General features: G+C 69.7%; 20 protein-coding genes. 8 read left to right on the top strand and 12 right to left on the bottom strand.

Annotated elements, in window-relative coordinates; genetic code table 11:
* Positions 1 to 148: 148 nt before the first annotated feature.
* From FXF65_RS11670 to FXF65_RS11725, 12 genes are all read right to left on the bottom strand, one after another.
* Positions 149 to 1,342, bottom strand: a complete 1,194-nt coding sequence (locus tag FXF65_RS11670; RefSeq protein WP_148349780.1) for a hypothetical protein — start codon at positions 1,340 to 1,342, stop codon at positions 149 to 151.
* A 74-nt stretch (positions 1,343 to 1,416) separates the two neighbouring features.
* Positions 1,417 to 2,070, bottom strand: a complete 654-nt coding sequence (locus FXF65_RS11675) for a DUF4360 domain-containing protein (RefSeq protein WP_148349781.1) — start codon at positions 2,068 to 2,070, stop codon at positions 1,417 to 1,419.
* A 294-nt stretch (positions 2,071 to 2,364) separates the two neighbouring features.
* The gene (locus FXF65_RS11680; RefSeq protein WP_148349782.1) at positions 2,365 to 3,030 is read right to left on the bottom strand and encodes a nitroreductase; all 666 of its coding nucleotides are present in this window, start codon (positions 3,028 to 3,030) and stop codon (positions 2,365 to 2,367) included.
* 37 nt (positions 3,031 to 3,067) lie between these two features.
* Positions 3,068 to 4,111 (bottom strand): alpha/beta hydrolase, encoded by a 1,044-nt coding sequence (locus tag FXF65_RS11685; protein ID WP_222868508.1) that lies wholly within the window; start codon positions 4,109 to 4,111, stop codon positions 3,068 to 3,070.
* 90 nt (positions 4,112 to 4,201) lie between these two features.
* Complete coding sequence (locus tag FXF65_RS11690; protein WP_187412232.1) at positions 4,202 to 5,401, bottom strand: amidohydrolase family protein; 1,200 nt, start codon at positions 5,399 to 5,401, stop codon at positions 4,202 to 4,204.
* Entirely contained in the window at positions 5,398 to 6,651 is a 1,254-nt protein-coding gene (locus FXF65_RS11695; RefSeq protein ID WP_148349784.1) for a metal-dependent hydrolase family protein, read from the bottom strand. The genes FXF65_RS11690 and FXF65_RS11695 overlap by 4 nt, the downstream gene beginning before the upstream one ends.
* A gap of 40 nt (positions 6,652 to 6,691) precedes the next feature.
* Positions 6,692 to 7,690, bottom strand: a complete 999-nt coding sequence (locus FXF65_RS11700) for an ABC transporter ATP-binding protein (RefSeq protein WP_148349785.1) — start codon at positions 7,688 to 7,690, stop codon at positions 6,692 to 6,694.
* Positions 7,668 to 8,729 (bottom strand): ABC transporter ATP-binding protein, encoded by a 1,062-nt coding sequence (locus tag FXF65_RS11705; protein WP_246198497.1) that lies wholly within the window; start codon positions 8,727 to 8,729, stop codon positions 7,668 to 7,670. The genes FXF65_RS11700 and FXF65_RS11705 overlap by 23 nt, the downstream gene beginning before the upstream one ends.
* Positions 8,726 to 9,637: an ABC transporter permease gene (locus FXF65_RS11710; protein ID WP_148349786.1), complete on the bottom strand. Its 912-nt coding sequence runs from the start codon at positions 9,635 to 9,637 to the stop codon at positions 8,726 to 8,728. The genes FXF65_RS11705 and FXF65_RS11710 overlap by 4 nt, the downstream gene beginning before the upstream one ends.
* Positions 9,630 to 10,553, bottom strand: a complete 924-nt coding sequence (locus FXF65_RS11715; RefSeq protein ID WP_148349787.1) for an ABC transporter permease — start codon at positions 10,551 to 10,553, stop codon at positions 9,630 to 9,632. The genes FXF65_RS11710 and FXF65_RS11715 overlap by 8 nt, the downstream gene beginning before the upstream one ends.
* A gap of 15 nt (positions 10,554 to 10,568) precedes the next feature.
* Entirely contained in the window at positions 10,569 to 12,161 is a 1,593-nt protein-coding gene (locus tag FXF65_RS11720; RefSeq protein ID WP_148349788.1) for a peptide ABC transporter substrate-binding protein, read from the bottom strand.
* Positions 12,162 to 12,366: 205 nt separating this feature from the next.
* On the bottom strand, positions 12,367 to 13,566 hold the full coding sequence (locus FXF65_RS11725) for a diaminopropionate ammonia-lyase (RefSeq protein ID WP_222868529.1): 1,200 nt from the start codon (positions 13,564 to 13,566) through the stop codon (positions 12,367 to 12,369).
* Positions 13,567 to 13,643: 77 nt separating this feature from the next.
* On the opposite strand from FXF65_RS11725, the gene FXF65_RS11730 reads away from it, so the two are divergent.
* The 8 genes from FXF65_RS11730 to FXF65_RS11765 all read left to right on the top strand — a co-directional run bounded on the left by FXF65_RS11730 (position 13,644) and on the right by FXF65_RS11765 (position 26,416).
* The gene (locus FXF65_RS11730; protein WP_148349790.1) at positions 13,644 to 14,303 is read left to right on the top strand and encodes a GntR family transcriptional regulator; all 660 of its coding nucleotides are present in this window, start codon (positions 13,644 to 13,646) and stop codon (positions 14,301 to 14,303) included.
* Positions 14,304 to 15,404 (top strand): histidinol-phosphate transaminase, encoded by a 1,101-nt coding sequence (hisC, locus tag FXF65_RS11735; protein ID WP_148349791.1) that lies wholly within the window; start codon positions 14,304 to 14,306, stop codon positions 15,402 to 15,404.
* Positions 15,389 to 16,612, top strand: a complete 1,224-nt coding sequence (locus tag FXF65_RS11740) for a pyridoxal phosphate-dependent aminotransferase (protein WP_148349792.1) — start codon at positions 15,389 to 15,391, stop codon at positions 16,610 to 16,612. Before hisC ends, FXF65_RS11740 begins: the two co-directional genes overlap by 16 nt.
* A 105-nt stretch (positions 16,613 to 16,717) precedes the next feature.
* Positions 16,718 to 17,998, top strand: coding sequence for a lipase family protein (locus tag FXF65_RS11745; RefSeq protein WP_148349793.1), 1,281 nt, complete (start codon positions 16,718 to 16,720; stop codon positions 17,996 to 17,998).
* Between the two features lie 706 nt (positions 17,999 to 18,704).
* Positions 18,705 to 19,631 carry a carbon-nitrogen hydrolase family protein gene (locus FXF65_RS11750; protein ID WP_222868509.1) on the top strand — a complete coding sequence of 309 codons (927 nt, stop codon included), beginning with the start codon at positions 18,705 to 18,707 and terminating at the stop codon, positions 19,629 to 19,631.
* Positions 19,632 to 19,822: 191 nt separating this feature from the next.
* Positions 19,823 to 22,084, top strand: coding sequence for a GDSL-type esterase/lipase family protein (locus FXF65_RS11755; RefSeq protein ID WP_148349794.1), 2,262 nt, complete (start codon positions 19,823 to 19,825; stop codon positions 22,082 to 22,084).
* Positions 22,085 to 22,289: 205 nt separating this feature from the next.
* Positions 22,290 to 23,321: a serine hydrolase domain-containing protein gene (locus FXF65_RS11760; RefSeq protein WP_222868510.1), complete on the top strand. Its 1,032-nt coding sequence runs from the start codon at positions 22,290 to 22,292 to the stop codon at positions 23,319 to 23,321.
* 194 nt (positions 23,322 to 23,515) lie between these two features.
* On the top strand, positions 23,516 to 26,416 hold the full coding sequence (locus FXF65_RS11765; protein WP_148349796.1) for a hypothetical protein: 2,901 nt from the start codon (positions 23,516 to 23,518) through the stop codon (positions 26,414 to 26,416).
* The last annotated feature ends 399 nt before the right edge of the window (positions 26,417 to 26,815 follow it).

The following is a 26,815-nucleotide window of genomic DNA, read 5'->3' on the forward strand; positions in this document are numbered from 1 at the left end:
CCGGACACCGACGCGATCAGTACCACTCCGGGAGTCGTTGTTCTCCGGACTCCGCCGTCCCCTTTCGGGTTCGTTGCAGGCAGGGTGAGCCCTGTGGGCAGAGTACGGCTTCCGGAGTGGCACGATCACTTGTCGTGGTGCGGATCCCTTAGCCGCGCGACGTTGTGACGACGAGGGTGCGCAGGCCGGGATTGCCCTGTTGCGCGCTGTTCCAGGTGCCGACCGCCGTGACGTTGCCGGGTGCGACCGCAGCGACCCCGGCCAGGGTGGTGGAGTTCGACCCGTTCGGGTTGCTCGGGCTGGGCACGATGCTCCAGGCGCTGCCGTTCCAGTGCTCGATCAGCGACCGGTTGACGCCGTCGGCACCACCGGTGGCCGCGCCCACTGCCCACACGTCACGCGAAGACAGCGCGGTGACGCCACTGAGGAAATTGGGATTGACGCTGTTGCCGACGTTCGGCACCGGCACCTTGCTCCACGCCGTACCGTTCCAGTGCAATGCGAGATTGCGCGATTCTCCACCGTTGTCGCCGAGTGACGTGCCCACGGCCCAGACGTCCTTGGAGGACACGGCGTGCACCGCTTCCAGAGAGGTCTGCCCGATGGGCAGGGTCGGCAGGACGGACCACTGGGTGCCGTTCCAGTGCAGGATCAGTTCGTCGGTGTTGCCGCTGTGTGAGTCGACGTCGGAGCCGACGGCCCATACGTCGTTCGTGGACACCGCCGAGATCGCCCTCACGAAGTTCACTCCGTTCGGTACGTTCGGCACCGAAACGACGCTCCACGTCTTGCCGTTCCAATGCTCGAACAGCGGAAGGATCTCGGTAGGGGTCGAGAAATAGCCGGTCGCCCACACGTCATTGGCCGACACCGCGGCGACGCCGGTCAGCCGGTCGCCCTGCGTGCCCGCGTTCGGGCTCGGCACGATCGACCAGGCGGTGCCGTTCCAGTGCTCGATCAGTGTGGCGTTCTTCTCGATGGACAGGTTGGAGTTCTGGAGGCCGACCGCCCAGACGTCCTTCGACGACACGGCCGCGACGGCGGCGAGCTGGCTTCCCGACGTGCCGTCCGGGGATGGCGTCGCCGACCAGCGCGTTCCGTTCCAGTGCTCCGCCAAGGTGTGCTCGGTGGTGTCGGGCTTCGAGACGAAACCGACCGCCCACCCGTCCCGCGGCGTAATGCTCGCCGTCGAGGACAGGAGGTCGTTGGAGACCGGCGCCGTGGCGGTGTCAACGCTGGGCACCACCCGGAAGATCGAGGCGCTCGCGTCCGCTCCGGTGGAGCTCGCCAGAATCAGGCCCGCGGCGGCCAGTGCCAGGAAAGGAATCGTTCTTTTCCGCATGCTGTCCCCTCAGAGGATTGGCATAGGACGATCGTGTCCACCAAGGGATATGGCGAGGGGTTACAGCGGTCCGGTCAGGGGCAGGCCTTCCAGGAAAGGTGGTAGGTCTGCTTGATGCTGCCGTCAGACGAGTCCATGGAGGCCCAGCTGACCTTCCTCGAATCCGAGGTGCCCTTGACCACGCGCAGCTCGGTGTTGATGTTGAGGTTCGGCTGCTCGCCGCACTTCCTCCACACGAGCTGGTCCACGGGGATCGTTTGGGTGAGCTGCCAGTTGTCGTCGAAATCACCTGGCCAAGTGTGCGTTACGGCGCCGCCATCCGTACTGCCCTCGAAGTAAAAGCCGCCCTTCTGGACGAGCGAGGCGCCCTTCTCCAGGTAGGCGGAGCCGCGGTAATCCACCTGCCTGACGGCGTAGGTGAAGCCCTGCGGGACGTACACCTTCAGGCCGAGCTGGCAGTTCTTCCGCATGTCCGTGGGCTTGGAGTCACCGCTCGTCTGAGCCCTGTACTCGCTGTATGTGATCGTGAAGGCTTCTCTGTCGCCCGACAGTTGGCCTGCTGCGGTGCCCTTGGGACATCCGGAGCCGTTCCAGGCCACGATCTCGATTCCCATGTCGGGCGGGAAGCCGGACCTACCATTGACCGGGGCGGACGCGACGGCCGGCGCGGCGGCCAGGGCGAGCGCGGCGGCGGCCACGGCGGCGGAAAGTGCGATCTCCTTATGCATGCGATTCCCCTTCACAAAATTGGACGCTCTTCGACAGTAAGAACATGTTGCTCTCCAGATGCCCGTCAATGGTATGCAAATCAAGATCTTTACCGAGAAGGTAGCCAGGCGTTCAAGCTTTGTCAATCGGCGAATTTCAACCCGATGATCTATTATTAGATTTAACATCGGGTTTTGACAGGGACCGTTCCATCTCAGCATCCGGCGGCGAGCCGACGCGGCCACGGTCTGCCCGGCCCGCATCGGCGCGGCACGGCGACAGCGTGCTCAACAATGGGTCTTGTCCGCGTGTGGTCAGACTCCGATGAAGGTCGTGGTCTCTGGCATGTCCGCCCGCCCGGTGCGCAGCGGTGGCACACCTTCTTTCTCGAATCCCACCGAGACGCCGCAGAGCAGCAGGTGCCGGTCATCGGCTCCGACCATGTGGCTGACGGTCTTGCGGTACATCGTCCACATCACTTGGGGGCAACTGTGCAGGCCTTCCGCCCTCAGCAGCAGCATGACGGTCTGCAGGTACATCCCCGCGTCCGCCCACTGTCCGGGCCCCATCGTCCGGTCGATGTAGCAGAACAGTACGACCGGCGCTCCGAATGCCTCTGAGTTCAAGGCGGCGATCTTCATGGGCCTGTCGGGGTCGTCACGATCGATCCCCAGCGCTTTGTAACGCTGGGCAGCCGCGGCGGAAAAGCGGTCCAGATACGGCGAGGTCAATTCGGCCGGGTACATCGCATACTCCCGTTCATCGCCCGGATCCCCGGCCAGTGCCCTCGCCGTCGCACGCCTCTTCAACTCGGCCAAGGGGGCGCCGGTTACGACGTATGCATGCCAAGGCTGGAGGTTTCCGCTGGAAGGGGCCCTGGCCGCTGCGGTCAGCACGCGTTCGAGTGTCTCCTTGGGCACCGGCTTGTCGCCGAACGCCCGCACGGCCCGGCGGCTGTCCACCGCTTCGTACACATCCACGTCTTCTCGGCCCCTCATTCAACGACGACCGAGGGCGTTACCTCGCGTTCTTCTTCAGCCAGGAGTCGATCAGGTGCGCCACCTGATGGGAGTTCGCGTCCATCATGATCATGTGGGAGTTGCCGCGATGGCCCATGGTCGGCAGGTCGATCCAGGTCGATCGTCCACCCGCCTTGCGGAGTGCGTCGTGGAAGCGCCGGGTGGAGGCGTACAGGTCGCCCCATGAGTCGTCCGCATCGAGATGGTCTCCCCAGATGATGAGGTGCGGGATCCGGCGGAGCCGGTCGAGGTCGACCGTCGACGGGTCGGGGGCGCCCGACGGCTCGATGGCGACATGGGCGCGGACGTGGTCGGGCGCGGCGATGGTCGCGGCGAAGCCGAGCGGGCCGGCGGCGCTGTGGGTGAGGATCACGCTCGGCCCGACCTTGACGACCAGTGCGTCGTAGCCGGCCTGCGTGGACCTGTCGTAGGTGCGGAAGCGCGGCACCGTCTGCCTGACGAGTGCCTCGAAGGAGGCGACGGGGAACCGCGTGTCGGCGTATGGCCTGCGCCTGGCCGCGTCGGTGGCGTACGACCCGGCGGGCCCGACGCGGAACAGCTCCCAGAGTTCCCGCTTGGTCCGGAACAGCGGCTCCGCCAGGGAGATCTCTGGATAGCGCTGCCACGAGGCGCGCCCACCGCCGAATCCGTCGGCCAGATAGACGTCGAGGCCGCTGGCGAGGAAACGCTGCTGCCACCCCGCCCGACCGTCCGGCGTGCTCTCGAAACAGGCGCCGGTCAGGCCGCCGCCGTGCCACATAAGAAGCGGCAGCCGACTGCGCGGGCGCACCAGACGCACATATTGGACATAGACCTGACCGGTCTCGAAGTCCCCATTGGGGTCCACGCGGGCCGGTGGCTGCCCTTCGGCGACGTAAGCCTCCCTGGGCTCGGCGCCGCTCAGGGTGATCGGGCTTCCGCCGATGTGAAAGCTGCCCACCTCCCGCACCCGGATGCCGGCGTCGTCCGCCAGGGCGGCTCCCCCGGTGGAGACGGCGATCGCACCGGCCCCGCCGCTCGCGAGGAATGCGCGACGTTTCATGGCGTTCCCTTCGTGTTCCTCGTGTCGGCGGGGGGCGGTCCCGGCCGGGCGCGACCGGACCGGCCGCGCCCAGCCTCGTTCGGCGGGCCGTTATCGCAGTACATGCCCGTCGCGTGCCACGGCGACGAGCCGGTCCAGGGCGCTGAGGTCGTCGACGGGGTCGGCGCCGGACGCGACGAAGTCCGCCAGGTATCCGGGGGCGATCCTGCCGATGAGGTCGCCCTTGCCGAGCGCGGTGGCAGCGTCCGTGGTCGCCGCGGCCAGCGCCTGCCGGTTCGTCATCCCGGCGCCGGCCATCATCCGCAGCTCGCCCGGCAGCGCGTCGAAGGGCGTGAACCGCCAGCCCGCGTCCGTGCCGCTCACCATGCTGACCCCGCTTTCCACCAGGCGGCGGAAGTCGTCGAGGTCGTGCGGGTGTCGCCGTCCCCACAACGCGCCCGCCTCCCCGGACACCCCGGACGGGACGGAGAGCACGTGATGGCCCACGGACAGGGTCGGGCAGACGACGGCGCCGGACCGCGCGAGCAGGTCCGCGACGGCCGGGTCGAAGCCGCGGCCGTCCTCGGCGGCGTTGCGGAACTTCCCGTGTTCGACGAGGACGACGCCCGCGGTGACGGCGGCCCGCATCGAACCGGCCGACAGGCAGTGGACCTTCAGGGGAAGTCCGTGGGACGCGGCCGCCTCGACCGCCGCGTGCAGCACGTCCTCGTCGAAGCCCGGCTCCCACGGCGGCGCGCCGGGCGTCCCCCCGCCGGAGGCCATGGCCTTGACGAAGTCGACGCCGGACGCGGCGTACCGTCCGACCAGCGCCCGGAGGTCCGCCGCGTCGCGCACCTCGCCGCCGTAGCGCCAGGAGTGGCCGCCGACCTTGGTGATCGGCGCGGTGGCCACGAGCGCCCTGGCGCAGTCGGGCAGCGCCGCGGTCCTGGCGCGCACCGCGAGCACGGCCTCGGGCGGACCGCCGCAGTCCGCGACGGTGGTGACGCCCGCGCGCAGCGCGGTCCGCGCGTTCGCGACACCCAGCTCGACGTTCTCGGCGACGCTTCGGTCGGCCGGTTCCGTCCCGTCGCCGGGCTCGGTCAGGTGGACGTGGGAGTCCAGCAACCCGGGGAGCACCACCGCGCGGCCGAGGTCCAGGTGGGGAAGGTCGGCGGGCCAGTCCCCTGGCCGGTCGGCGCCGGGAGCGATCTCGGCGAAGCGGCCGTCCCGGATGAGCAGCCACGCGGGGCGGAGGTCGCGCGACCACGCGTCCGCGCGCAGCCGCCCCGCGTAGACCACCAGGTCGTTCACCGTGCCGGCTGCCAGCGGAGCTCGGGGGCCTTCGCGGTCGCGGCGACGTCGTCCCGGTGGACGAGGCCGCCCTTCATCACGAAGCCGACCCGCTTGAGCGCCTCGATGTCGCGCCCCGGGTCCCCGTCCACGGCGATGAGGTCGGCGTGGCCGCCCGCCGCGAGGGTGCCGATCTGCCCCTCCTTGCGCAGCACCTCGGCGGCCACCACCGTGGCCGACCTGATCGCGTCCAGCGGCTTCATGCCGTACTGCACCATCAGGCTGAACTCGTCCATCTGCTCGCCGTGCGGGAAGGACCCGACGTCGGTGCCGAACGCGATCTTGATGCCCAGTTCGAGGCCGCGCTTGAAGGCGCCCTCGTGCCGCTTGACGAAGCGCCGGTCGAACTCGGTGTGCTGGCGCTTGTAGTACGTGCCCATCGTCGGGACCCAGAAGGTGCCGAACTCCAGCATGGTCTGCAGGTCCTCCTCGGTGAGCAGAGGGCCGTGCTCCAGGGTGCGCACGCCGCCGCGGATCGCGGCCTGGGCGCCGTCCTTGCCGTAGGCGTGCGCGGCGACGTCGCGCCGGTAGCGCTTGGCCTCGGCGACGACGGCGGCGATGTCCTCCTCGGTGAACTGGTGCAGCGGCTCCAGTTCCTCCGGCTCGACGTCCTTGCGCGTGCTGGTCGCGTAGATCTTGACCCAGTCGGCGCCGATCTTGATCTGCCGGCGCACCTCCTTGATCAGCTCGTCCCGGGTGTCGACCATGCCGGCGACGTCGGGCAGGTCGAGCTCCGGGTTGACCTTGTCGTCGATGCGCATGTCACCGCCGGTGATGGAGATGCCGTCCGAGGCGACCTCCATCCGCGGGCCGGGGATGATGCCGGCCTCGATGGCGTCCCGGAGCGCGGTGTCGCCGTGCCACACCTGCTCGTTGTCGGTGTCCCGGGCGCTGGTGAAGCCGATGCGCAGCGCGCGCTCGGCCGCCGCGACGCCCTCGATCACCCGGTAGACCTGCGTCTTGAACAGGATCGCCGGGGGCCACACCTGGTCCTCGGGGCGCAGCAGCATGTGCGTGTGGCAGTCGACGAGCCCGGGCATCAGGGTCAACCCGCCCACGTCGACGACCTCCGCGTCGGCGGGCGGAGTGTCCACGACGGACACGATCCGGCCGTCGGCGACGACGACGGCCGCGTTCTCGTAGTACTCGCCGCTCGCCGGGTCGAGGACGCGGGAGGCCCGCACGGCGAACTGCCGGTCGTTCAGGGGCATCTCATATCTCCTTCTGTGTTCTGTATTCAGAGTACAACATTCATGCGGGGTCGAGGGAGGCGGCGGGGGCGAAGTGGCAGGCGACACTGTGCGAGCCCGCGTCCGCCACCAGCGCCGGCTCTTCCACGGCGCACACCTCCGCCGCCTTCCAGCACCGCGTGCGGAACCTGCATCCGCTCGGCGGCGCGGCCGGGCTGGGCGGATCGCCGTCCAGCAGGATGGGTTCCTGTTCCCGCGCCAGATCGGGGTCAGTGGGCGGCGCGGCCGACAGCAGCGCCTGCGTGTACGGGTGCCGGGGACGGCCGTAGACCGCGTCCTCGGGTCCCTCCTCGACGACCCTGCCCAGGTACATCACGGCCACCCGGTGGCTGATCTGCCGGACGACCGTCAGGTCGTGCGCGATGAACACGTACGACAGGCCGAGCCGCTCCTGCAGGTCGGCCAGCAGGTTGAGGACCTGCGCCTGGATGGAGACGTCCAGCGCCGAGACGGGCTCGTCGCAGACGATGACCTCGGGGCCGAGCGCGAGCGCGCGGGCGATGCCGACGCGCTGCCGCTGACCGCCGGAGAACTCGTGCGGGTAGCGGTTCAGGTGATCGGGGTTGAGCCCGATCAGCTCGAAGAGCTCCCGGGTCCGGCGGCGGCGTTCGGCCGGCGTCCCCTCGCCGTGCACGACCAGGGGCTCCGCGACGATGTCGCCGACCGTCATCCGCGGGTCGAGGCTGGTGTAGGGATCCTGCAGGACGATCTGGATCTTGCGCCGCAGGGCCTTCAACCCCACCCGGCTGAGCCGGTGGACGTCCTCGCCCCGGTATCTGATGGTCCCCGACGTGGGCCGGTCGAGGGCGACGAGCATCCGGCCGAGCGTGGACTTCCCGCACCCGGACTCGCCGACGAGGCCGAGCGTCTCCCGCTCGCCCAGGGTGAAGGACACCCCGTCCACCGCACGGACCCACGAAGCGCCGCCGAAGGGCCACCGGCCGCCCGACGAGTAGTGGCGGGTGAGGTCGGCGACCTCAAGGATGGGCTGGGACGGCACCGGCGATCACGTCCTTTCCGAAGTGGCAGGCGCTCCAGCGGCCGGCGGCGTGCTCGCCGAGCGCGGGCTCCCGCTCGGCGCAGACGGCCGCGGCGAGCGGGCAGCGGAAGCGGAACGGGCAGCCGACCGAGTCCCGCCTGAGCACCGGAGGCTGGCCGGGCAGCGCGGCGAGCCGGCCGGCCCGGCGGTCGGCGCGCGGGACCGCCTCGAGCAGCGCCCTGGTGTAGGGGTGGGCCGGACCGCGGAAGATGTCGCGGACCGCGCCCGTCTCCACCACTCGTCCGGCGTACATCACCGCCACCCGGTCGGCGATCGACGCGACGGCGCCGAAGTCGTGGGTGATCAGCACCAGCCCCATGCCCGACTCCTGCTGGAGCGTCTGGAGCAGCCGCAGGATCTGCACCTGGACGGTGGCGTCCAGCGCGGTCGTCGGCTCGTCGGCGATCAGCACGTCCGGGGACAGCGCGAGCGCCATCGCGATCACGGCGCGCTGCCGCATGCCGCCGGAGAAGTGGTGCGGGTACTGGCCGTAGCGCCTCTCGGCGTCCGGGATGCGGACCTGCCGCATCAGCTCGACCGCCCGGTCCCGGGCCTCCCTACGGGAGAGGCCGAGCCGGGTCCGCAGGGTCTCGCCGATCTGCGGCCCGACGCGCAGGACGGGGTTCAGCGCGGACAGCGAGTCCTGGAAGACCATGCCGATCTTCTCTCCGCGGACGGCCCGCCTGGCGGACTCGGGTCGGCCGAGGAGGTCGGCGCCGTCCCAGCGCACGCTCCCGCCGACGACCCTGGCCGGCGGGCTCTCCAGAATCCCCATGATCACTTGGGCGGTCACGCTCTTGCCCGAGCCGGACTCCCCGAGGACCGCGAGCGTCTCTCCCTGGTCCACGTGCCAGGTCACTCCGCGCAGCACCGGCACGGGGCCGCCCTCGGCGCCGAACTCGACCCGCAGGTCGTCCACTTCCAGCAGATGTCCGGCGGTCACGATCCCCTGCCCCTTCGCCGCGGTCTTCGAGTTCGCCGCGCCCTTCCGGCCCCTCACGAGTGGATCCTCGGATCGATCGCGTCCCGGACGACGTCGCCGAGGAGGATGAACGCCAGCACGGTCACGCTGAGGAACAGGGCCGGGCCGAGCACGGGCAGGATCGCCTCGAGGAAGCGCGCCTGCGCGTCGTGGATCATCTGCCCCCAGGAGATCGTCGGCGGGCGCAGGCCGATCCCGAGCATCGAGATGATCGACTCGTAGGTGATGAACACGCCGAGGTTCGTCGTCACGACCACCAGCCAGGGCCCGAGGCTGTTCGGCACGACGTGGCGGGTCAGGGCCCTGACCCGGGAGCAGCCGATGGCGGCCGCCGCGAGGACGTAGTCCTGCTGTTTCGTCTCCATCACCGCCGAGCGGGTGATGCGGGCCACCTGCGGCCAGCCGTGCACCGACAGGGCCACGATCACCGTCAGGGCGCCGCTGCCCTTGGAACCGAAGAGCGTCAGCAGGACGCTCGCCCCGAGCAGCAGCGGAATCGCCAGGAAGATCTCGGTGATCCTGGACAGGACGGCGTCGACCGGACCGCCGAAGTAGCCGGCCGCCGCGCCGACGACCCCGCCGAGCGCCCCGGTCACCAGGGAGACGGCGATGCCGATGCCGAGGCTGGCCCGGGCGCCGTAGACGCTGCGCGAGAAGACGTCGCAGCCCTGGAGGTCCCGGCCGAGCCACTGGCCCCCGCCCGCGCCGGCGAGCGTGTCGCCGAGGTCGCACTCGTGCGGGTCGGCCGGGGCGAACAGGGCGGGGACGAGGGCCATGCCCACCATCACCACGAGCAGGACGGCCGACACGTAGAACAGGGGGCTGCGGGAGAGCCTGCGCCAGACCGCGCCCCAGTGGCCGCGCCGCTTCCCCTCGGCGATCGTCTGCTGCTTGACGACCTCGGGGGCCGTCACCAGTTCAGGCATAGCGGATCCTCGGGTCGAGTACGGCGTACAGCAGGTCCACGACGAGGTTCGCGACGACGTAGACCAGCACGAAGACGGTGACGACGCCCACGAGCGTGGTGCGCTCCCCCAGGTAGACCGCGCGTGCCATGGCCTGGCCCATGCCGGGGAGGTTGAAGATGCTCTCGGTGATGACGGCGCCGCTCAGCAGGGCGCCGACCTCCAGGCCGAGGAAGGTGACGACGGGGATCAGGCTGTTGCGCAGCGCGTGGTGCGCCACGACCCTGACCCTGGTCAGCCCCTTGGCCGTGGCCATCCGGACGTAGTCGGCGCGCAGTGTCTCGACGAGCTGCCCGCGGGTCAGCCTGGCGACGTAGGCGGTGGACAGCGATCCGAGCACGAATCCGGGCATGACATAGCTGAGCGGACCGCCCTCGACGCCGGCGACGGGCAGCAGGCCGAACTTCACGCCCAGCACGAGCTGCAGCACGAACGCCGTCACGAAGAACGGGACGGACAGGCCGGCGAGGGTGAGGATCCGGACGCCCGCGTCCGCGGCGCCGTTGCGGCGCAGCGCGGACAGGACGCCGCCGCTGACCCCGATGACGATCTGGAACGCCAGGGCGAACGCCGCGAGCTGCGCGCTCACGCCGATCCGCTGGCCGATCAGCGCCGCCACGTCCTGGCCGCTGTAGGTCTGGCCGAGATCGCCTTGGACGAGCCCGAACAGGAACCTCCCGTACTGCTGCACGAGCGGCTCGTCGAGGTGGTAGCGGGCCCTGATCGCCTCCGCGAACGCCGGGTCGGCCGCCCGCTCCCCCGCCAGCGCCTGGACGGGGTCGCCCGGCAGCGCGAAGGTGATGACGAAGATGACGAAGGTCGCCCCGACCAGGACCAGCACGGCTTGCAGGACACGGCTCGCGATGTAGCGAGACATGATCACCCCCTCCGGCTATCGGACGACCACGGACTCGATCCGCAGTCTGCGGAAAGAGTCCACGCTCACCTGGTCGACCCGCTCGGAGTGCCCGACCATGACGCCCTGGTACCAGAGCGGCACGTACGGCATGTCGTTCAGCAGCACCTGCTCGGCCTGCGCGAACTTCGCGTTGGCCGCCTGGGGGTCGGTGGCCGCCGCGCCTTCGCGGAGCAGCGTCTCGAACCTGTCGTTGCCGTAGTCGGAGAAGTTCTCGCCCGCGCCTCGCGTGAACAGGGGCTTGAGGTAGTTCTCCGGGCTCGGGAAATAGAACGTCCACGCCGTGCGGAAGGCGGTGTCGACCTTTCCGCCGCTCAGTCCGCTCAGGAGCATGGCGAGCTTGGGATATGCCTGCGTCTTGACGGTCACGCCGAGGGTCTCGGAGATCTGCCGCGCGGCCGCCTCGACCCATTCCTTGTTCTCCGGGGCGTCGCTGTTGTAGCCGATGGTGATCGTGTTCCCCGGAATCCCGCCCGCCGCGGCGAGCGCCGCCTTGGCCTCGGCGGGGTCGTGCACGCACAGCTTTCCGCAGGCGTCGCGGGGCGCGCCGGGGACGACGGGCGGGACGAACCCGGTCGCCGGGATGCGCGTCCCGCGGAAGATCGCCTTGGCGATGGTGGGCCGGTCGATCGCCATCGAGATGGCCTTGCGCACGCCGGGCGAGGAGAACTTGTCGCCGTCCACGCGGAAGCCGAGGTACTCCATGCGCCCGCTGGGCGACTCGCTGAACCGGTCTCCCAACTGGCCCTTGGCCTCGCCGACCCGCGCGGTCGGGACGGCGGGCAGCACGTCGAGGTTGCCCGCGAGCAGGTCGTTGTAGGCGGTGTCGAAGCTCTGGTAGATCTTGAAGCTGACTTCCCTGGCCTTGGCCTTCGCGCCGGCGTAGGAGTCGTTGCGGCGCAGTTTGATCTGCTGGTCGTGCTCCCAGGCGCCGTCGATGCTGAATGGACCGTTCCCGACCGGCCGCTGCTCGAACGCCTTGGGATCCTTGTACGCCACGGTCGGCAGCGGCGAGAACGCGGGATAGCCGAGCAGCTGCCTGAACTGCGAGGACGGCCTGCTCAGCGTGATCTCGAAATTGCCGTCGTCGATGACGCGCAGGCCCGACATCTTCGTCTCGGCTCCGGACGACACGTCGCGATAGCCCTTGATGTCTCCGAAGACGTACGCGTTCAGCTGGGCCGACTTCTTGTTCGCCGCGAAGTTCCACGCGTCGACGAACGACTTCGACGTGACCGCCTCCCCGTCATGGAACTTCCAGCCGGGTTTGAGCTTGACCTTCCACACCTTGTTGTCGGTGCTCTCGATGCTCTGGGCGACTTCCAGATGGGTCTGGTTCGTCTTGATGTCGAACGTCACCAGCGGCGTGAAGAGCGCGGTAACCACCTGCGCTCCGTAGATCTCCGAATAGTTCGCCGGCAGGAGCGAGGACGGTTCGAGGATCGCGGCCGAGAACGACTGCGCCTTCGTCCCCGCCTGGGAGCTGCCGCAGGCGGCGGCGGAACCGACAACCATGAGGGAGGCGGCGCCGACGGCCACCATGCCTCTGACGCGTAGGAACACGGTCATCCCACCTTCAGTGAGTCTCAATGACGCCGGAGTCCGGCGATCGGGGTGGCGCAGGCAGCCGGAGCGACTCCCCGACTTGCGATTCCAACTGCGTGCTGAACACAGAATGCAGATGCTCTTCGTCACTGTCAAGGACGGAAAGCGGGAGCTTGCTGGGCAAACAGGTCCGGTCGGGGCCGCTCGGACCGGCCCGGAGCGCGTGCGCTCAGGCCGGAAGGGCGTCGGCGCCCCGCCGCCTCATGACGCTCAGATAGCTCGCCGGGTCGCTGGCGCCCTCGGTGTTCAGCAGGAGGACCGTGCTCCGCCGCGACAACCCGGCGGCCGCGCGGGAGCCCTGGTCGGCGCACACGAGCAGGGCCCCGGCCAGGGACGCGGCGCCGCTCTCCCCCGCCTCGATCCCGCACCCGGCGAAGATCCTCATGGCCTCGCGGGCCGCCCGGTCGTCCACCGTGATGGTCGCGTCGACGGTGGCGCGCAGGATCGGCCACGCGATGAGGCTCAGTTCGCCGCAGTTCAGGCCAGCCATCACGGAGTGGTGCGGGCCCTTGACCGTCGTCGGGACTCCGGCCGCGAGCGAGCGGTGCGCGCAGTCGGCGGAGTCGGGCTCGACCGTCGCGACGCGCGTGGCGGCCCGGGGCCCGAACCGCAGCCCGACCGCGGCGGCGAACGCGCCCACCCCGGTGGGGACGACGACCAGGTCCACGGCGCGGGCGGGATCGAGGCCCGCCTCGGCGAGCTGCTCGTCGATCTCGTCGAAGATCGTCGAGTAGCCGTCGATCACGTGTCGCGGCACCGTCTCGTATCCCGGCCAGGACGTGTCGGACACCAGGATCTCGCGCGAGTCGCGTTCGGCCTGGCGGGCGACGTAGCGCACCGCGTCGTCGTAGCTCGCGAACACCCGGATGACCTGCGCTCCCTCGCCCTCGATCGCGGCCGCCCGCGACGCCGACACGTCCAGCGGCACGTAGATGCGGGCGCGCATGCCGAGCAGCCCGGCCATGTGGGCCACGGCCCTGCCGTGGTTGCCGTCCGTGGCGCAGGTCAGCACGTGGTCGCGCAGCGGCCCGGCTGCCTCGCGCAACGCGCCGAAGGAGATCGACGGATCGAGGCCGAGGCGGTCGCAGAGCGTCCGATGGATTCCCCAGGACGAACCGAGGATCTTGAACGACGGCAGCCCGAGCCGGGACTGCTCGTTCTTGACGAACACCCGCCCCACCTCCAGCCTGCGCGCGAGGTCGGGCGCCTCGATCAGCGGCGTGCGGGCGTAGCCCGGCATCGATCGGTGAAAACGCGAAGGTGCGTCACGAGGATCGTTACTGAGAGTGAGGGACGAACCGTCTTTGAGTGATGGGGTCATAGCAAAACCGGGCATGGAGCCGCCTCCAGGGCAGAGGAATGGGATCATCGCCACGCTAGCGTGATCTGCACACTGAGTTCAGTATGTAGCATGGGGACCGGCCCCGGCGTGAGAGGGAGGCGTACATGGCGGTCGATCGCAGACTCCTGCGTGAACAGGTGAGGGACGAGATCCTCAACCGCCTTCTCAAAGGCGTGTTCCCCGTGGGCAGCCGGATCAACGAGGTGCAGCTCGCGGCCGAGATCGGCGTCAGCAGGACACCGCTGCGCGAGGCCCTCGCGAGCCTGGCGCAGGAGGGCATCCTCGACGCCCGTCCGAACCGGGGCTACTGGGTCTCCGCGTTGAGCGAGCGGGAGATCCGGGAGACCTACCCGATCATCGCCCAGCTCGAGGTCCTCGCGATCAGGCTGTCCGACCCCGAGGAGCTCGCCAGGCGCGCTCCCCTGCTCATCGAGCTGGCGGAGAACATGGCGACCAGCGCGGACACGCAGGGCGTGCAGCAGGCCGACGACGAGTGGCACGCGGGCCTGCTGGCCGCCTGCCCGAACCGGCGGCTCCTGGAGATGATCGGCGACACCAAGCGCATCGTCCACCGCTACGAGTTCGCCTACCTCGGCGACGCGCACAGCGTCCGGGAGTCGGTCGACCAGCACAAGCGCATCGCGGCGGCGCTGCGCGAGCAGGACCTGGAGGCGGCCTGCGCCGAGCTCGAGAGCAACTGGACGATCTCCATGCACCGCCTCATCACGCGCATGACCGGGTCACAGGAAGCGAACGGAGACTGAATGCCGCCCCCGCCCGTACGTGACGACCTGCGCACCACCCGGCCGTACGTCACCGTGCCGTTCTCCTCGCCGATCCGTCCGCTCGCGCACCTGAACAACAACGAGAGTCCGCACCCGCCGTCCGGGCGGCATCTCGCGGCCCTGCGCGCGGCGGCCGCGCGGGCGCTGGCGACGGCGAACCGCTATCCGGACACCGGGCTGCTCGCGCTGCGGACCGCCCTCGCCGAATACACCGGTCACGGCGTGCGGGCCGACATGGTGTGGCCGGGAAACGGGTCGAACGAGACGCTGCTGCACCTGCTCCAGGTGTACGGCGGACCCGGCCGGACGGCCCTCGGCTTCGGGCCCACCTATTCGATGCACCGGCAGATCGCGGCCATCACCGGCACCCGGTGGGCGCAGGCCGACCGGGGCCCCGATTTCGGAGTGAGCCCCGCGGCGGCCGGTGCCGCGATCGACCGTCACAGGCCCGACGTCGTCTTCCTCTGCGCGCCCAACAACCCGACGGGAACACCGCTCGATCCCGCGACTCTGGACGTCGTCCTCGGAGCGGAACCGGGTCTGGTGGTGCTGGACGAGGCGTACGTCGAGTTCTCCGCCGCCGGAAGCCGGGCGGACCTGCTCGCCCGGCATCAGGGACTGGTGATCGCCAGAACCATGTCGAAGGCGTTCGGGATCGCCGGGATCCGGGTGGGATTCCTCGTCGCCTCGCCCGACCTGCTGGCGCCGCTGCGCGTGGTGGCGCTTCCGTACCACCTGTCGACCCTGACGGTGTCGGTCGCGCTCGCCGCCCTCGAACACGCCGGGGAGTCGCTGGCGCACGTCCCGGGCATCCTCGCCGAGCGCGAAAGGCTGCGCGGCGCGCTGGCGGACGCCGGTCACGCGGTCGCGCCGAGCGACACGAATTTCCTGTTCTTCGACACCAACACCGATTCCGCCGCGGTCGCGGCCGAGTTGGCCGGACGCGGTGTGCTGGTCCGTGACCTGGGCCATGCCGGGTGGTTGCGCGTGAGTGTTGGAAGCCCCGAAGAGAACGACGTCTTCCTCAAGGTCCTGACAGAAATCTGCACTATCGGAGGGTCACCATGTCCATCGGTCTGAGTGAGCGGGCGGGGGCGATCGCCGGTTCCGCGACCATGGCGGTCTCGGCCCGAGCGGCGGAACTGCGCGCGGCCGGAAACCGCGTCGTGAGCTTCGGGGCGGGCGAGCCGGACTTCCCCACCCCCGGGCACATCGTCGAGGCCGCCCAGCGAGCCTGCGCGGACCCTGTCAACCACCGCTACACCTCGTCGGCCGGGCTGGCGGAGCTGCGCCGCGCCGTCGCCGAGTCCGTGCTGGCCGACACGGGCCTCGCGATCGACAAGACGGACGTCCTGGTGACCAACGGCGCCAAGCAGGCCGTCTACCTAGCGTGCATGGTCCTGCTGAACCCGGGCGACGAGGCGCTCGTCCCCAGCCCCTATTGGACGACCTATCCGGAGGCCGTACGGCTCACCGGCGCGACGCCCGTCCCGGTGCGCAGCGATCCCGCCCGGGACTACAAGGTGACGCCCGAAGCCCTGGACGCCCACCTCACGCCGCGCACCAAAGTGCTGCTCTTCGGGTCACCGGCCAACCCGACCGGGACCGTGTATACGCCCGAGGAGATCCGAGCCATCGGCGACTGGGCGGCGCAGCGCGGGATATGGGTGATCAGCGACGAGATCTACCAGCACCTTCTGTACGACGGCGCGGTGGCCGCTTCCATGCCCGTCGCGGCGCCCGGTGTCAGGGACCAGTGCATCGTGATCGGCGGCGTGTCGAAGACGTACGCCATGACGGGCTGGCGGGTCGGCTGGCTGTACGGCCCGGCCGGCGCGGTGAAGGCGGCCGTCAACCTGCAGTCCCACATGTCGTCGAACGTCTCGAACGTCGCCCAGGCCGCCGCGATGGCGGCGCTGCGGGCGGGCCGTCCGGGGTTCGAGGACGTCCTGGCGTCCTACGATCGGCGCCGCCACCTCATGGTCGACATACTCCAGGGGATCCGCGGAGTCGACTGCCCCACTCCCACCGGGGCCTTCTACTGCTTCCCCTCGGTGAAGCGGCTGCTCACCCGCTCGATCCTCGGCCACTCGTTCGCCTCGACCGCGGAGCTGGCGACGTTCGTCCTGGACCGGGTGTCGGTGGCCCTCCTGCCCGGCGAAGCGTTCGGCGCCCCCGGCTGCCTGCGCCTGTCCTACGCCCTGGACGACCAGAGCCTCCAGACCGGCCTCGAACGCCTCCAACGGCTTCTCAGTTCGCAGGACCTCCCCCGCGCCCACGTGCACTGACGCGACCGACGCTGTTCATCTCTCTAAGAGGGTGTAGGAAGGTACACCCGCGCTCGGTGCTCAGGCCCATCGAGCGCGGGCGCGGGCGGTCCTAGCGTCAGCGGCATGACGAAACTCGTGGCTCGTAGGCGCTCCCATCTCGTCACGCTGGGCGGTGCCGGGATCGTTCTCACCGCGGTTTGCGCGACCGCGATCGGCCTCGCCATCAGGCCCCCGAACGGTCACAGCGCCACCGCCGCCAACGCGGCTACCCTCCAGCGCGGCAGCGTGGTGTCGGTGACCAGGGTCGCGCACATGTCGCCCGCGCAGACCCGTGCCTACCTCACCTCGATCGACCCCGCGCTCGGATCACCCCGTCCCCGCAACGGCGTGGACACCTACCGGGTCGTCTATCGGACGATCTCTCCCAGCGGCGGGCCCACGACCGCGAGCGGCGTGGTCTCCCTGCCGCTCGCAGCGGCGAAGAAGGCACTGCGGCCGGTCAGTTTCGCCCACGGAACCCATGTCTCCAGGTACTACGCGGGCTCGATCGCCGAGGACGGCCAGAGCCGGGCCGCCGCGATCTACTACGCCGCCGCCGGATACGCCGGGGTCGCCCCCGACTACCTCGGATTGGGACTCGGGCCGGGCACGCATCCGTACATGGACGCGGGTTCCGAGGCATCGGCGTCCCTGGACATGCTGCGCGCCGCACGGTCGGTCGCAGCCACCCAAGGCGCGCGGTTCGACAGGCGTGTCCTGGTGACCGGGTTCTCCCAAGGCGGTACGGCCGCGATGGCGCTGGGCCGCGAGTTGCAGCGCGGCGCGGACCCCTACCTTCGGCTCGGAGCGCTCGCCCCCGTCAGCGGCCCCTACGATCTGCGACACGCACAGATCCCGGAATCGCTCCGAGCCGGGTCCACGCTCGCGCCGAAGGCGTCTGTGCTGTATCTCGCCTATACGGCGGTCTCGTGGGACCGCCTGTACGACCTCTACGCCTCCCCATCGGAGGTGTTCAAGGCCCCTTACGACAAGATCGTGGAGGGTCTTTTCGACGGCACCAAGGACCAGGACACCGAGATCATGCCGCGACTGCCGGACACACCCGGAGAACTGCTCACTCCCCGATACCGGCAGTGGCTGCTCCATCCCTCCGGGGCGCTGCTGCGAGCCATCCGGTCGTCCGACGGCACCTGTGATTGGGGACCGCGCGTCCCGATCCGGCTGTCGGCCGGATCGGGAGACGAGCAGGTCACCTTCTCCAACACGCTCAACTGCGCGGCAGCCCTGCGTTCACACGGCGCGAAGCCGCACCTCGTCGACTACGGCCGGGACATGCGGCATATGAATTCACTCTCCCGGGGCGTCCCCGACACCCTCCGCTGGTTCCAACACCTCGAACGATGACGACGCCCCGACGGTCTGTGGATCGCTGGCTGCGGACCGCAGCCAGCGATCCACTCCGGGACCGGAGGACAACTCGTCTCGCTGCGCGGGTGGCATCGGATCGGCCCGACGGCATCGTGCGGCCCATCTCAGCCCGGCCGCGTGAGTAGACCGGGCGACCGCGACGGCGCCGGGCGGCTCTGCCCCTTCGGCCTGCCCCACCGGCCACCCGCCAGGGCCGAGAAGAGAGGGCACGGCCTACCGGGCGGACCTACGACTGCGGCTCGGCCTCCGTCCTGGCCAGGCGTGTACGTAGGGATGACGGATCGGTCGAGCAGGACGACACCAGGACGCCTGCCACGGTTCGCATCGGGAGAGCGGGCATCGGGGGACAGATACATCGGACGCGGCCGCACTGCCCGCACACCGGAACGCTCATGACGCCTTCCTCCAAAGGGGGAACGTTTACCCGGCCCCTTTACCCGCCAGTTTCTTGATTCCACGCACCTTCAATCTGACCAGGGCATCCTTGCGGCACGCGCCATCTCCTGCGCCGGAACAGGAGGATCATCCATTTGCGCACGATGAACCTGGTCACCGCACAATGGAAGGGTAAGACTGGGCTCCCGCCGACGAACTGTCGGAGTTGCTTTGCTCGCCACGGCTTCGTCGTGATCGGTGTCCGCGAACGGAACGGCGCGGTGATGTTGACCGTTCTGGGAGGATCATGGGCATGCGTGTCGCCGCAGCACAAGCCCGATGCCCCTGGCTCGACTCCACCGCCGGGGTCGCCAAGGTGGTGGAGTTCCTTCAACGGGCCGCCGCGGACCGGATCGACCTGGTCGCCTTCCCCGAGACGTTCCTGTCGGGCTACCCGTTCTGGGTCGAGCAGACCGGCGGGGCCCGGTTCGACGACCCCGACCAGAAACGCGCTTACGCCGCCTACCTGGACGCCGCAGTCGAACTCGACGGCCCCGAGCTACGCGTGATCGTCGAGGCCGTCCGCGACCTGAAGGTCTTCACCTACCTGGGCATCACCGAACGGGTCCGCGGAACCGTCTACTGCACGCTCCTCGCGATCTCCCCGGAGGACGGGATCGTCGGCGTCCACCGCAAGTTGATGCCCACGCACGAGGAACGCCTGGTGTGGGGCATCGGCGACGGGCACGGCCTGCGCACCCATCGGATCGGCGGCATCTCCGTCGGCGGCCTGATCTGCTGGGAGAACTGGATGCCGCTAGCTCGGCACGCCCTCTACGCCCAAGGCGAGGATCTGCACGTCTCGGTTTGGCCAGGCTCGTCCCGCCTCACCGGGGACATCACCCGGTTCATCGCCCTCGAAGGCCGCGTCTACTCCCTGGCCGCCGGCACCCTGTTCTCCTACGCCGACATCCCCACCGACTTCCCCTTCCACGACCAACTCGCCGAACAAGCGTCCCGCTACGACGGCGGCTCGGCCATCGCCGGGCCAGACGGCCAATGGGTCGTTCCGCCGGTCTCGGGCGAGGAACGGCTCGTCACCGCCGACATCGACCCCGCCGCCGTCCGCGCCGAGCGCCAGAACTTCGACCCCGCCGGCCACTACGCACGAGCCGACGTCCTCCGCCTCAACGTTGATCGCCGCCGCCCGGTTCCGGCAGAGTACGTCGATTGACGACTTCCGGTCTTGCGAGGCTCACCGCCTTGTCGATCCGGAAATCTTATGTCGCGTCTACCCTGGTGGGCCGGGCTGGCCCAGATGCACGTGAAGGCAATCCGTTTTGCCTTCACGTCTTGATCAAGGGTGCCCGTCATCTTGTCCGGCAGGGCCTCGGTAGGTCTCGATCAGCGACTTAGCTTGCCTGAATGGACAGAACCATTTTTGCCGGCGGCTACGGCGTCCGACGAATCCGCATGCTGTCGCGCCGCCTGGTCCAGGGCTTGGCCGCGGCGCTGGTCGCGACTTCGGCCGTCGTGGCCGCCCCGTCCGTGCCCTCGGCACTGGCCATCGTCGGCGGCGAACCGGCCCTCACCACTTTCGGACAAGTCGAGGTGCTGACGGACGGAGAGTTCAATTGCTCCGGGTCGCTCATCGCAGAGAACTGGGTTCTCACTGCGAAGCACTGCGTTCAGCCGGGCGAGACCGTAACGGTGCGGATCGGCAGCAGAATGCGGGGAAACGGAGCAGTCTCTGATGTGCTCCGGCAGGTGGAACATCCAGACGCGGATGTCCTTCTGCTCGAGATCAGGGAGCCGGTGCAGCCGTTCAACAGGGCCATCCAGTACGACGATACCCGCAGGCCGGGGAACAACGAGCGCCTCGACGTCCATGGGTGGGGAGCCACCCAAGACGGCAGCACGGAGCCGTCACCGGTACTCAGGAGCGCGCAGATTCGCTTGGAAGACAATCATGCTGAACCGGAAATCCCTGGGGAAGGCGTTCCTGGGGGAATGCTCCGATCGACCGGGATCAACGGGCACACCGGCCGAGCCGATTCCGGTGCCGGAGTGATCTATAACGGCGTGTTGGTAGCCGTTCATTCAAACGAGGATGAGGGAGACATGTTCGCGGTGGCCCTGGAGTCCATCCGCGGATGGATCCAGCAGAACACGAGAATTCCGCCGGTCCGCACCAGGATAGCGGTGGACGATCTGCTGAATATGCCACTGGGCGATTCCATCACCTACGGTATCGGCAGCTCATCCGGGGCCGGCTATCGAGACGAGCTGCGCCGCAGGCTGGTCGCCGATGGCCCCCACAGTCTGGACTTCGTCGGCTCGCAGCAGTCCGGGCAGTCGCCCGACCGCGATCACGAGGGCTATCCCGGCGCGATGATCAAGGACATCGCGCGCAGAGCCGACACCGCGGTTCCCTTGTACCACCCCAATGTCGTCTTGCTGCACGCCGGGACCAACGACTTGGAACGCGGTGACGCCGCTGCCGCCCCGGCCGCGCTGGGGTCGTTGATCGACCAGGTGGTCGAGGACGCTCCCAACGCCGCGGTGCTGGTGTCCGAGTTGGTGCCCTCGAAGGACGGGGCGGTCCAGTCCAGGATCGAGGCCTTCAACAAGCAGATCCCCGGCCTGGTCGCCCAGCGGGCCAGAACCGGCAAGCACGTCGCCGTGGTCGACATGAGCGACGTCACGACCGACGATCTGGCGGACAACCTGCACCCCAACGACCGCGGGTACGCCAAGATGGCCGATGCGTTCGAAGACGCCCTGCTCACGGCGGCGGCCAAGGACTGGATCGTGGACGCGGGCACCCCGGGCTGCACGGACGCTCCAGGGCGCTGGCTCCCCCGCGGGAAGATCGCTTCCGGCGTCGGCCTCAGCAAGGCCGACAGCGTCCACTTCGCGGACATCGACGGCGACGGACGCGACGACTACCTGGTGGTCGACGACGACTCCGGGGCGGTGCGAGCCTGGATCAACGCCGGTGGCGACCAGGATGGCAAGCCAGGCTGGATCGAACGCGGCCAGATCGCCTCCGGCGTGAAGCTCGACGCACAGGAAGGCATCGACTTTGCCGACATCGACGGCGACGGACGTGACGACTACCTGGTGTACAACACAGTGACCGGGGCGGTGAAGGCGTGGATCAACGTCGGCGGCGACCGGGACGGCAAACCCGGCTGGATCGAGCGCGGGCAGATCGCCTCCGGCGTGGAGTCCACCGCACGGCCGGTCTTCGCCGACATCGACGGTGACAAGCGCGCCGACTACCTGATGGCCAACCCCAGAACCGGAACGGTCAGGGCCTGGATCAACGCCGGCGGCGACCGGGACGGCAAACCCGGCTGGATCGAACGCGGCCAGATCGCCTCCGGCGTGACGCCGATGGGGATGGGGCCCTACTTCGCCAACGTCGACTGCGACATCCGCGCCGACTACCTGATAGCCGACCCCCAGACCTCGGCGGTGAAGGCGTGGCTGAACCGCGGCGGCGACCGGGACGGCAAGCCAGGCTGGATCGAGCGCGGACAGATCGCCTCCGGTGTCCTGCCGGACGGCCACACCCTCGCGTTCGCCGACATCGACGGCGACGGACGCGACGATTATCTGGCCGTCAACGTCGAGGACGGAAGCGTGCAGGCGTGGATCAACAAGGGCGGAGACCCGGCCTGACACCAGGCTGACCACCGCTCCCGCCGCTGGCGACAGACGGGGTCCGCGGCCAGACCGAGGCCGCGGACCCCGCGAGCGGCGGCCTTTTCGGCGACGGCCGCCGTTGAGGAGGGCCGGTCTGGCCGCCGGTGTCACGATGCTGATGATGGCTCATTCCGGCCCTGCCACTGCCGCCCCGGCGCGGACGGGGAACGTCCAAAAGGCGATGGAGGAACTCGCCAGGACTCCCGGGGTCGTGGGGGCCGTCGGCGGGGCCTACGCCGACGGACGGTCCATCGGACTGGGCAGCGCGGGCTCCCGGCTGCTGGACGGCAGGGGCGGCAAGATACCCGCGGACGCTCGCTTCCGGATCGGCTCCCAGACCAAGGAAATGGTGGCCACCGTGGTGCTGCAACTGGTCGCCGAAGGCAGATTGGGGGTGGACGACAAACTCGCCGACCTGCTGCCGGAAGTGGTCGAGAACGATCTGGTGGTGCGGGCCGACGAAGTCACGGTGCGGCAGATGCTCCGGCACACCTCCGGTATTCCCGACTGGTACGCCGAAAAGCCGAACCCGGACGGAACCGAGGGAGAGATCTCGTTCGACCCGTTCGACTTCAGGACCCACTACCAGCCGCTCGATCTGGTGAAGTGGAGTCGCGCCCGGCCCCGGACCGGGGAGCCGGGTGAGAAGTTCTCCTACTCCAACACCAATTACACCCTTCTCGGTCTGATCACCGAGAGACTGACCGGCCACGACCTGGCCACCGAGATGCACACCCGCTTGTTCGGCCCACTGGGGATGTCCAAGACCTACCTCGCCGTCAAGCCACCGCAGGGCATCAAGGGGCCGCACGGCCACGGCTACTACCCCGACGCAGACGGCAAGCTGCGCGACGTGGACCAACTCAACTCCAGCATCGGCGGGGCAGCCGGAGGCGTGATCTCCACCGCGCACGACGTGAGCGTCTTCAAACGGGCATTCACCCAGGGCAAACTGCTGCCACCCGAACTCCAGCGCGTCCTGACCGACCGGCTACCCAATCCCCCGCGCCCTTTGGGCGAACGCCGCAGCCAATGCGGCGACGACATCTACGTCACGGGTGGGACCGCCCCCGGCTTTCTCGCCATGACCTTCTACTCAGAAGACGGCCGCCGCCAGCTGTCGATATCGGCAACCTTGAGCGTCAAGGACCTCAGCGGGCCGGGCCAAGCCATGGGCAAAGCCATGGAGGCCATATTCTGCCCGCCCTCATAAACGGCGGCTCCGGTGCCTCCCGCCCATAAGAGAGCCCGAAAGAGCGCCCTCTCGATTCGGTGAAAGCTGTCTGCGGCGCTTCGGAGCTGGGCGGGGCCGTGCTTGCCTCCGAGGTGCTGCTTCGTGGAACCGGTCACGTGGGCGGGCCGTCGCAGGGTTTCATGGTCGGTCAGACGATCGAGGCGAAGGACGCGATGACTCAGTTTCCCCAGTTGCCGGCACCGGCGGATCTCGCCGCGGCGGGGCCCACAGGCGCCAAGAAGACGCTGAACAAGGCTGCGGGCCCGTTGCCCGCCGCCGAACTGGCGCCGTTCTTCGAGCACGCCTGCCGGGAGCTGGCGCGGGCGGGCGAGCGCGAACTCGCGTTCTGGGCGTTCGCGCAGGCGCGCAAGGTCGAGAAGAACCATCCCGCGCTACGCGACCTCGACCGGGTGCAGGACGTCTTCCTCGAACTGGTCCCCGCGGGAGGCGTCGGACCCGCCGCGCTGCGCGACTACGCCAAGACGCTCGCCGCGGAGCTGCCGGGCGAGGAGGCGCACGCCCGCTTCCGCGCGGTGATCTGCGCGGGATTCGACGCCGGACTCATCCCGTACGCCCGCATCTTCCCCGACCTCCGCGCGCTGGCCCGCGCGGCGAAGATCAAAAAGCGGGACGAGGAGGCGTTCCTGGCCGAGCGGCTGCTGCGCGCCGGGCTCGTGCCCGTCGCGTCCCACCAGGTCTGGGCGGCCGCCCGGGAACCGCTCGCCGCGGTGGCCGGACGCGACGACGACCTGATGAAACTGCTGATCGCCGCCGAACCCGACCGGGCCCGGCACGAGGAGGAGAGCGGCGAGGAGGTCGCCGAGGAGATCCGGCAGATGTGGCTGGAGACCCTGGCCGAGAGCGGGGCAGGCACGCATCTGTCGCCGCGGTGGTTCGGCACCGTGGGACGGGGTTGCGCGGCGAACGTCCTGCTGAAGCTCGTCGACCAGGCCGGGAATCGGCTTTTCCCGGAGTCCGAAGTGATGTTCGGTGAAGAAACAGACCCCGCGATTCCGCCTCCCGACTACCGGCACATCATTCCCCAGGGAGAGCTCACCACCGACTCGCCTCGCTGGTGGCAGTCGGCCTTCGACGTGGGGCAGCAGGCAGCGGACTTGGCGTCCGGGCCGGAAGGACGCGAGCGTTTCGCCAGTCTGCTGGACGCATTCGTCCGCGACATGGGCTATTTCGGCAACGTCGACTACGCGGCCACGATGCGAGCGCTCTGGGGCCTGCCGGAGACCCGCGAGGTGGCGAGCGAAGCCGTCGACGCATGGAAGGCCGACACGGGCCGCCGAGACCTTCCCTTCCTGTACGACGCCTTGCACCGGTTGGTGCGACTCACCGGCCCCGGCCGTCTCCTCGACCTGGAGCCGGGCGTCGCCGACGGGCTCGAACCGGCCGATCCCGTGGACGCCCTGCTGATGGCCCTGCGCGGCGGCATCCCCGCCGAACTGGCCGTGCCCGGCGACGGAATGCCGCACAAGTCTCCGAAATCAGGCCGGACGATCGTCCAACACCTGGGATTCCTGACCATTACGGAACGGTCTTGGCACGCTTACGCGTCCGTCATCGGCGCCGACGAACTGTCGGTGAAGCTTCCCCAACTGCCGGAAGGGCTGCTGCCCTGGTACGACGGCGACACCGGGCTCCTGTCGCGAAACCGGGACGGCGTCTGGCAGACGTTCCGGGTCGAGGGACGGGCGGGCCAGACCGTCGCGTTGACCCTCGACCCCGACACCGCCACCGCCAGGCCCGAGGCGCCCGGAGCCGCCGAGGTGACGTTCCCGGGCGCCGCCGGGCCGAGCGAGGTCCGGTTGTGCCGCGGCGCGATCACCGTCACCGCCCCGGACGGGACCCGGACGGCCCGGCTGCTCTTCTCGCCCGTCATGAGGACGAAGGGCGGCCTGGTGCCGCCGCCCGGCTGGTGGTCGCGGCGCGACCCGGTGGACCTAGACGGGTCGGCGGCACTGCGACGTCTCGACCGCGAGGGCGCGGCGCGCCTGCTGGAGGCGACGCTGACCGGACCGCGCGCGGCCGCCGACGTGCTGCACGCCGTGCTGCCCGAGGTGACCGCTCCCGCCCTCCGCGACGGCGTCCTCGAAGCGGCCCGGACGGCCGTCGAGTGCCTGCTGCTGGCCGTCGAGTTGCGCGACCGGACCGGCCGTCCGCAGCCTCCGGCGCTGCCCGCGCTGGTCTCACCGGCGTCCGACCTGCCCTTCGCGCGCACCGCGGCGCGGACCAGGTGGCTCGTGCACCAACGGCTGCTGGCCCGCGCGCTGGAGTCGGCGGCGACAGACGAGCCCGCGGCCGACGAGCCCTATCTCGTCCGGACGGTCTCCCTGCCACGCGGCGGCTACGTGGGCGTCGGCATGGACACCCTGGCGGGTCACGTCCTCCCGGCCGTCCTGCCATGGACTGCCGACGCGCAGCGCGAAGACGTCCTCGACGTCCTGCGCCTCTGGGCCAACGCCCCGATCGGCGACGGCACGGCGACGGCGGCCTGCCGGATACTGCGCCTCACTCCGGCGGGCGGCGACGGGGAGTCCAACGCCGAGCGTCAGATGGTCGACAAGGAACTGGAGAGGACGGCGCCCGGAGAGCTCTGGCGTACTCCGACCGGCACCCTGCTGATCATGGACTATCAGCGGCACGCCAGGACCGCGACGGCCGTGGAGTACGCACCCGGCGGGACGTTCGGCCCGATCATGCCGCCCGGTTGGCGAGCGGCTCGGGCGCCCGTTCCCTGCTGGGGCTGGGGCGGCTCCGACCGGGTCGTCCGGCTGATCCGGTTGCTGGCCGAGCGCGGCCCCGCACTGATCGACGCCGCCGCCACCGTCCACGACCTGGCGAAACGTGCGGGCTTCACGGTGGCGGACGCCGTCGCGGTCTGCGACTTCCCCGCCGAGGCCCTGGCCGACGACATCCCCACGACCGGCGCCACGATCTCCTTTCCCATGCGGGACGCGGTGCGGGAACGCCTGCTGCCCGACGACCCGGCCGACCTCTGGGTCACCGGCCTCGCCACGGACGCGGCGGCCGCCTGGTGGCGAACCACCGGCGACGTCATATAGGCGAGTCCATCTGAAGGTTTCACTGGGGCGTTCCGCGCGACGTTCGAGCGGGTCGTGGCGATCAGCGACCCGCAGGGAAGGCTGCCGGAGCCGCTGCTCACGCTCGCGACCAGCGAGCGAGACTCGGACGGCTGCGCCCCGGCGGACCTCGGTGGACCTCGGCGGGCGAGAGTGTCACGCGATCACTTGGGAGGTCATGAGGGCGCCGCGGCGAACAGACGCGCGGGCGCGTCGAGCGTCGGGCCGCTACGCCGAGCGGTCGGGAGCGCACGGCGAACCGCACACTTTGCGAGGATTGTCCCGATTTATCGGGTTAAATGCGACCAAAAGTGGAGGTTCGCCCCGGAACGACCGTTGATCGCGCGGATCCGACCGCTCATCGATCACCCGCCCCGGTCA

Origin of the sequence: Actinomadura syzygii, assembly GCF_008085905.1 — a bacterium.
Lineage (GTDB): Bacteria > Actinomycetota > Actinomycetes > Streptosporangiales > Streptosporangiaceae > Spirillospora > Spirillospora syzygii.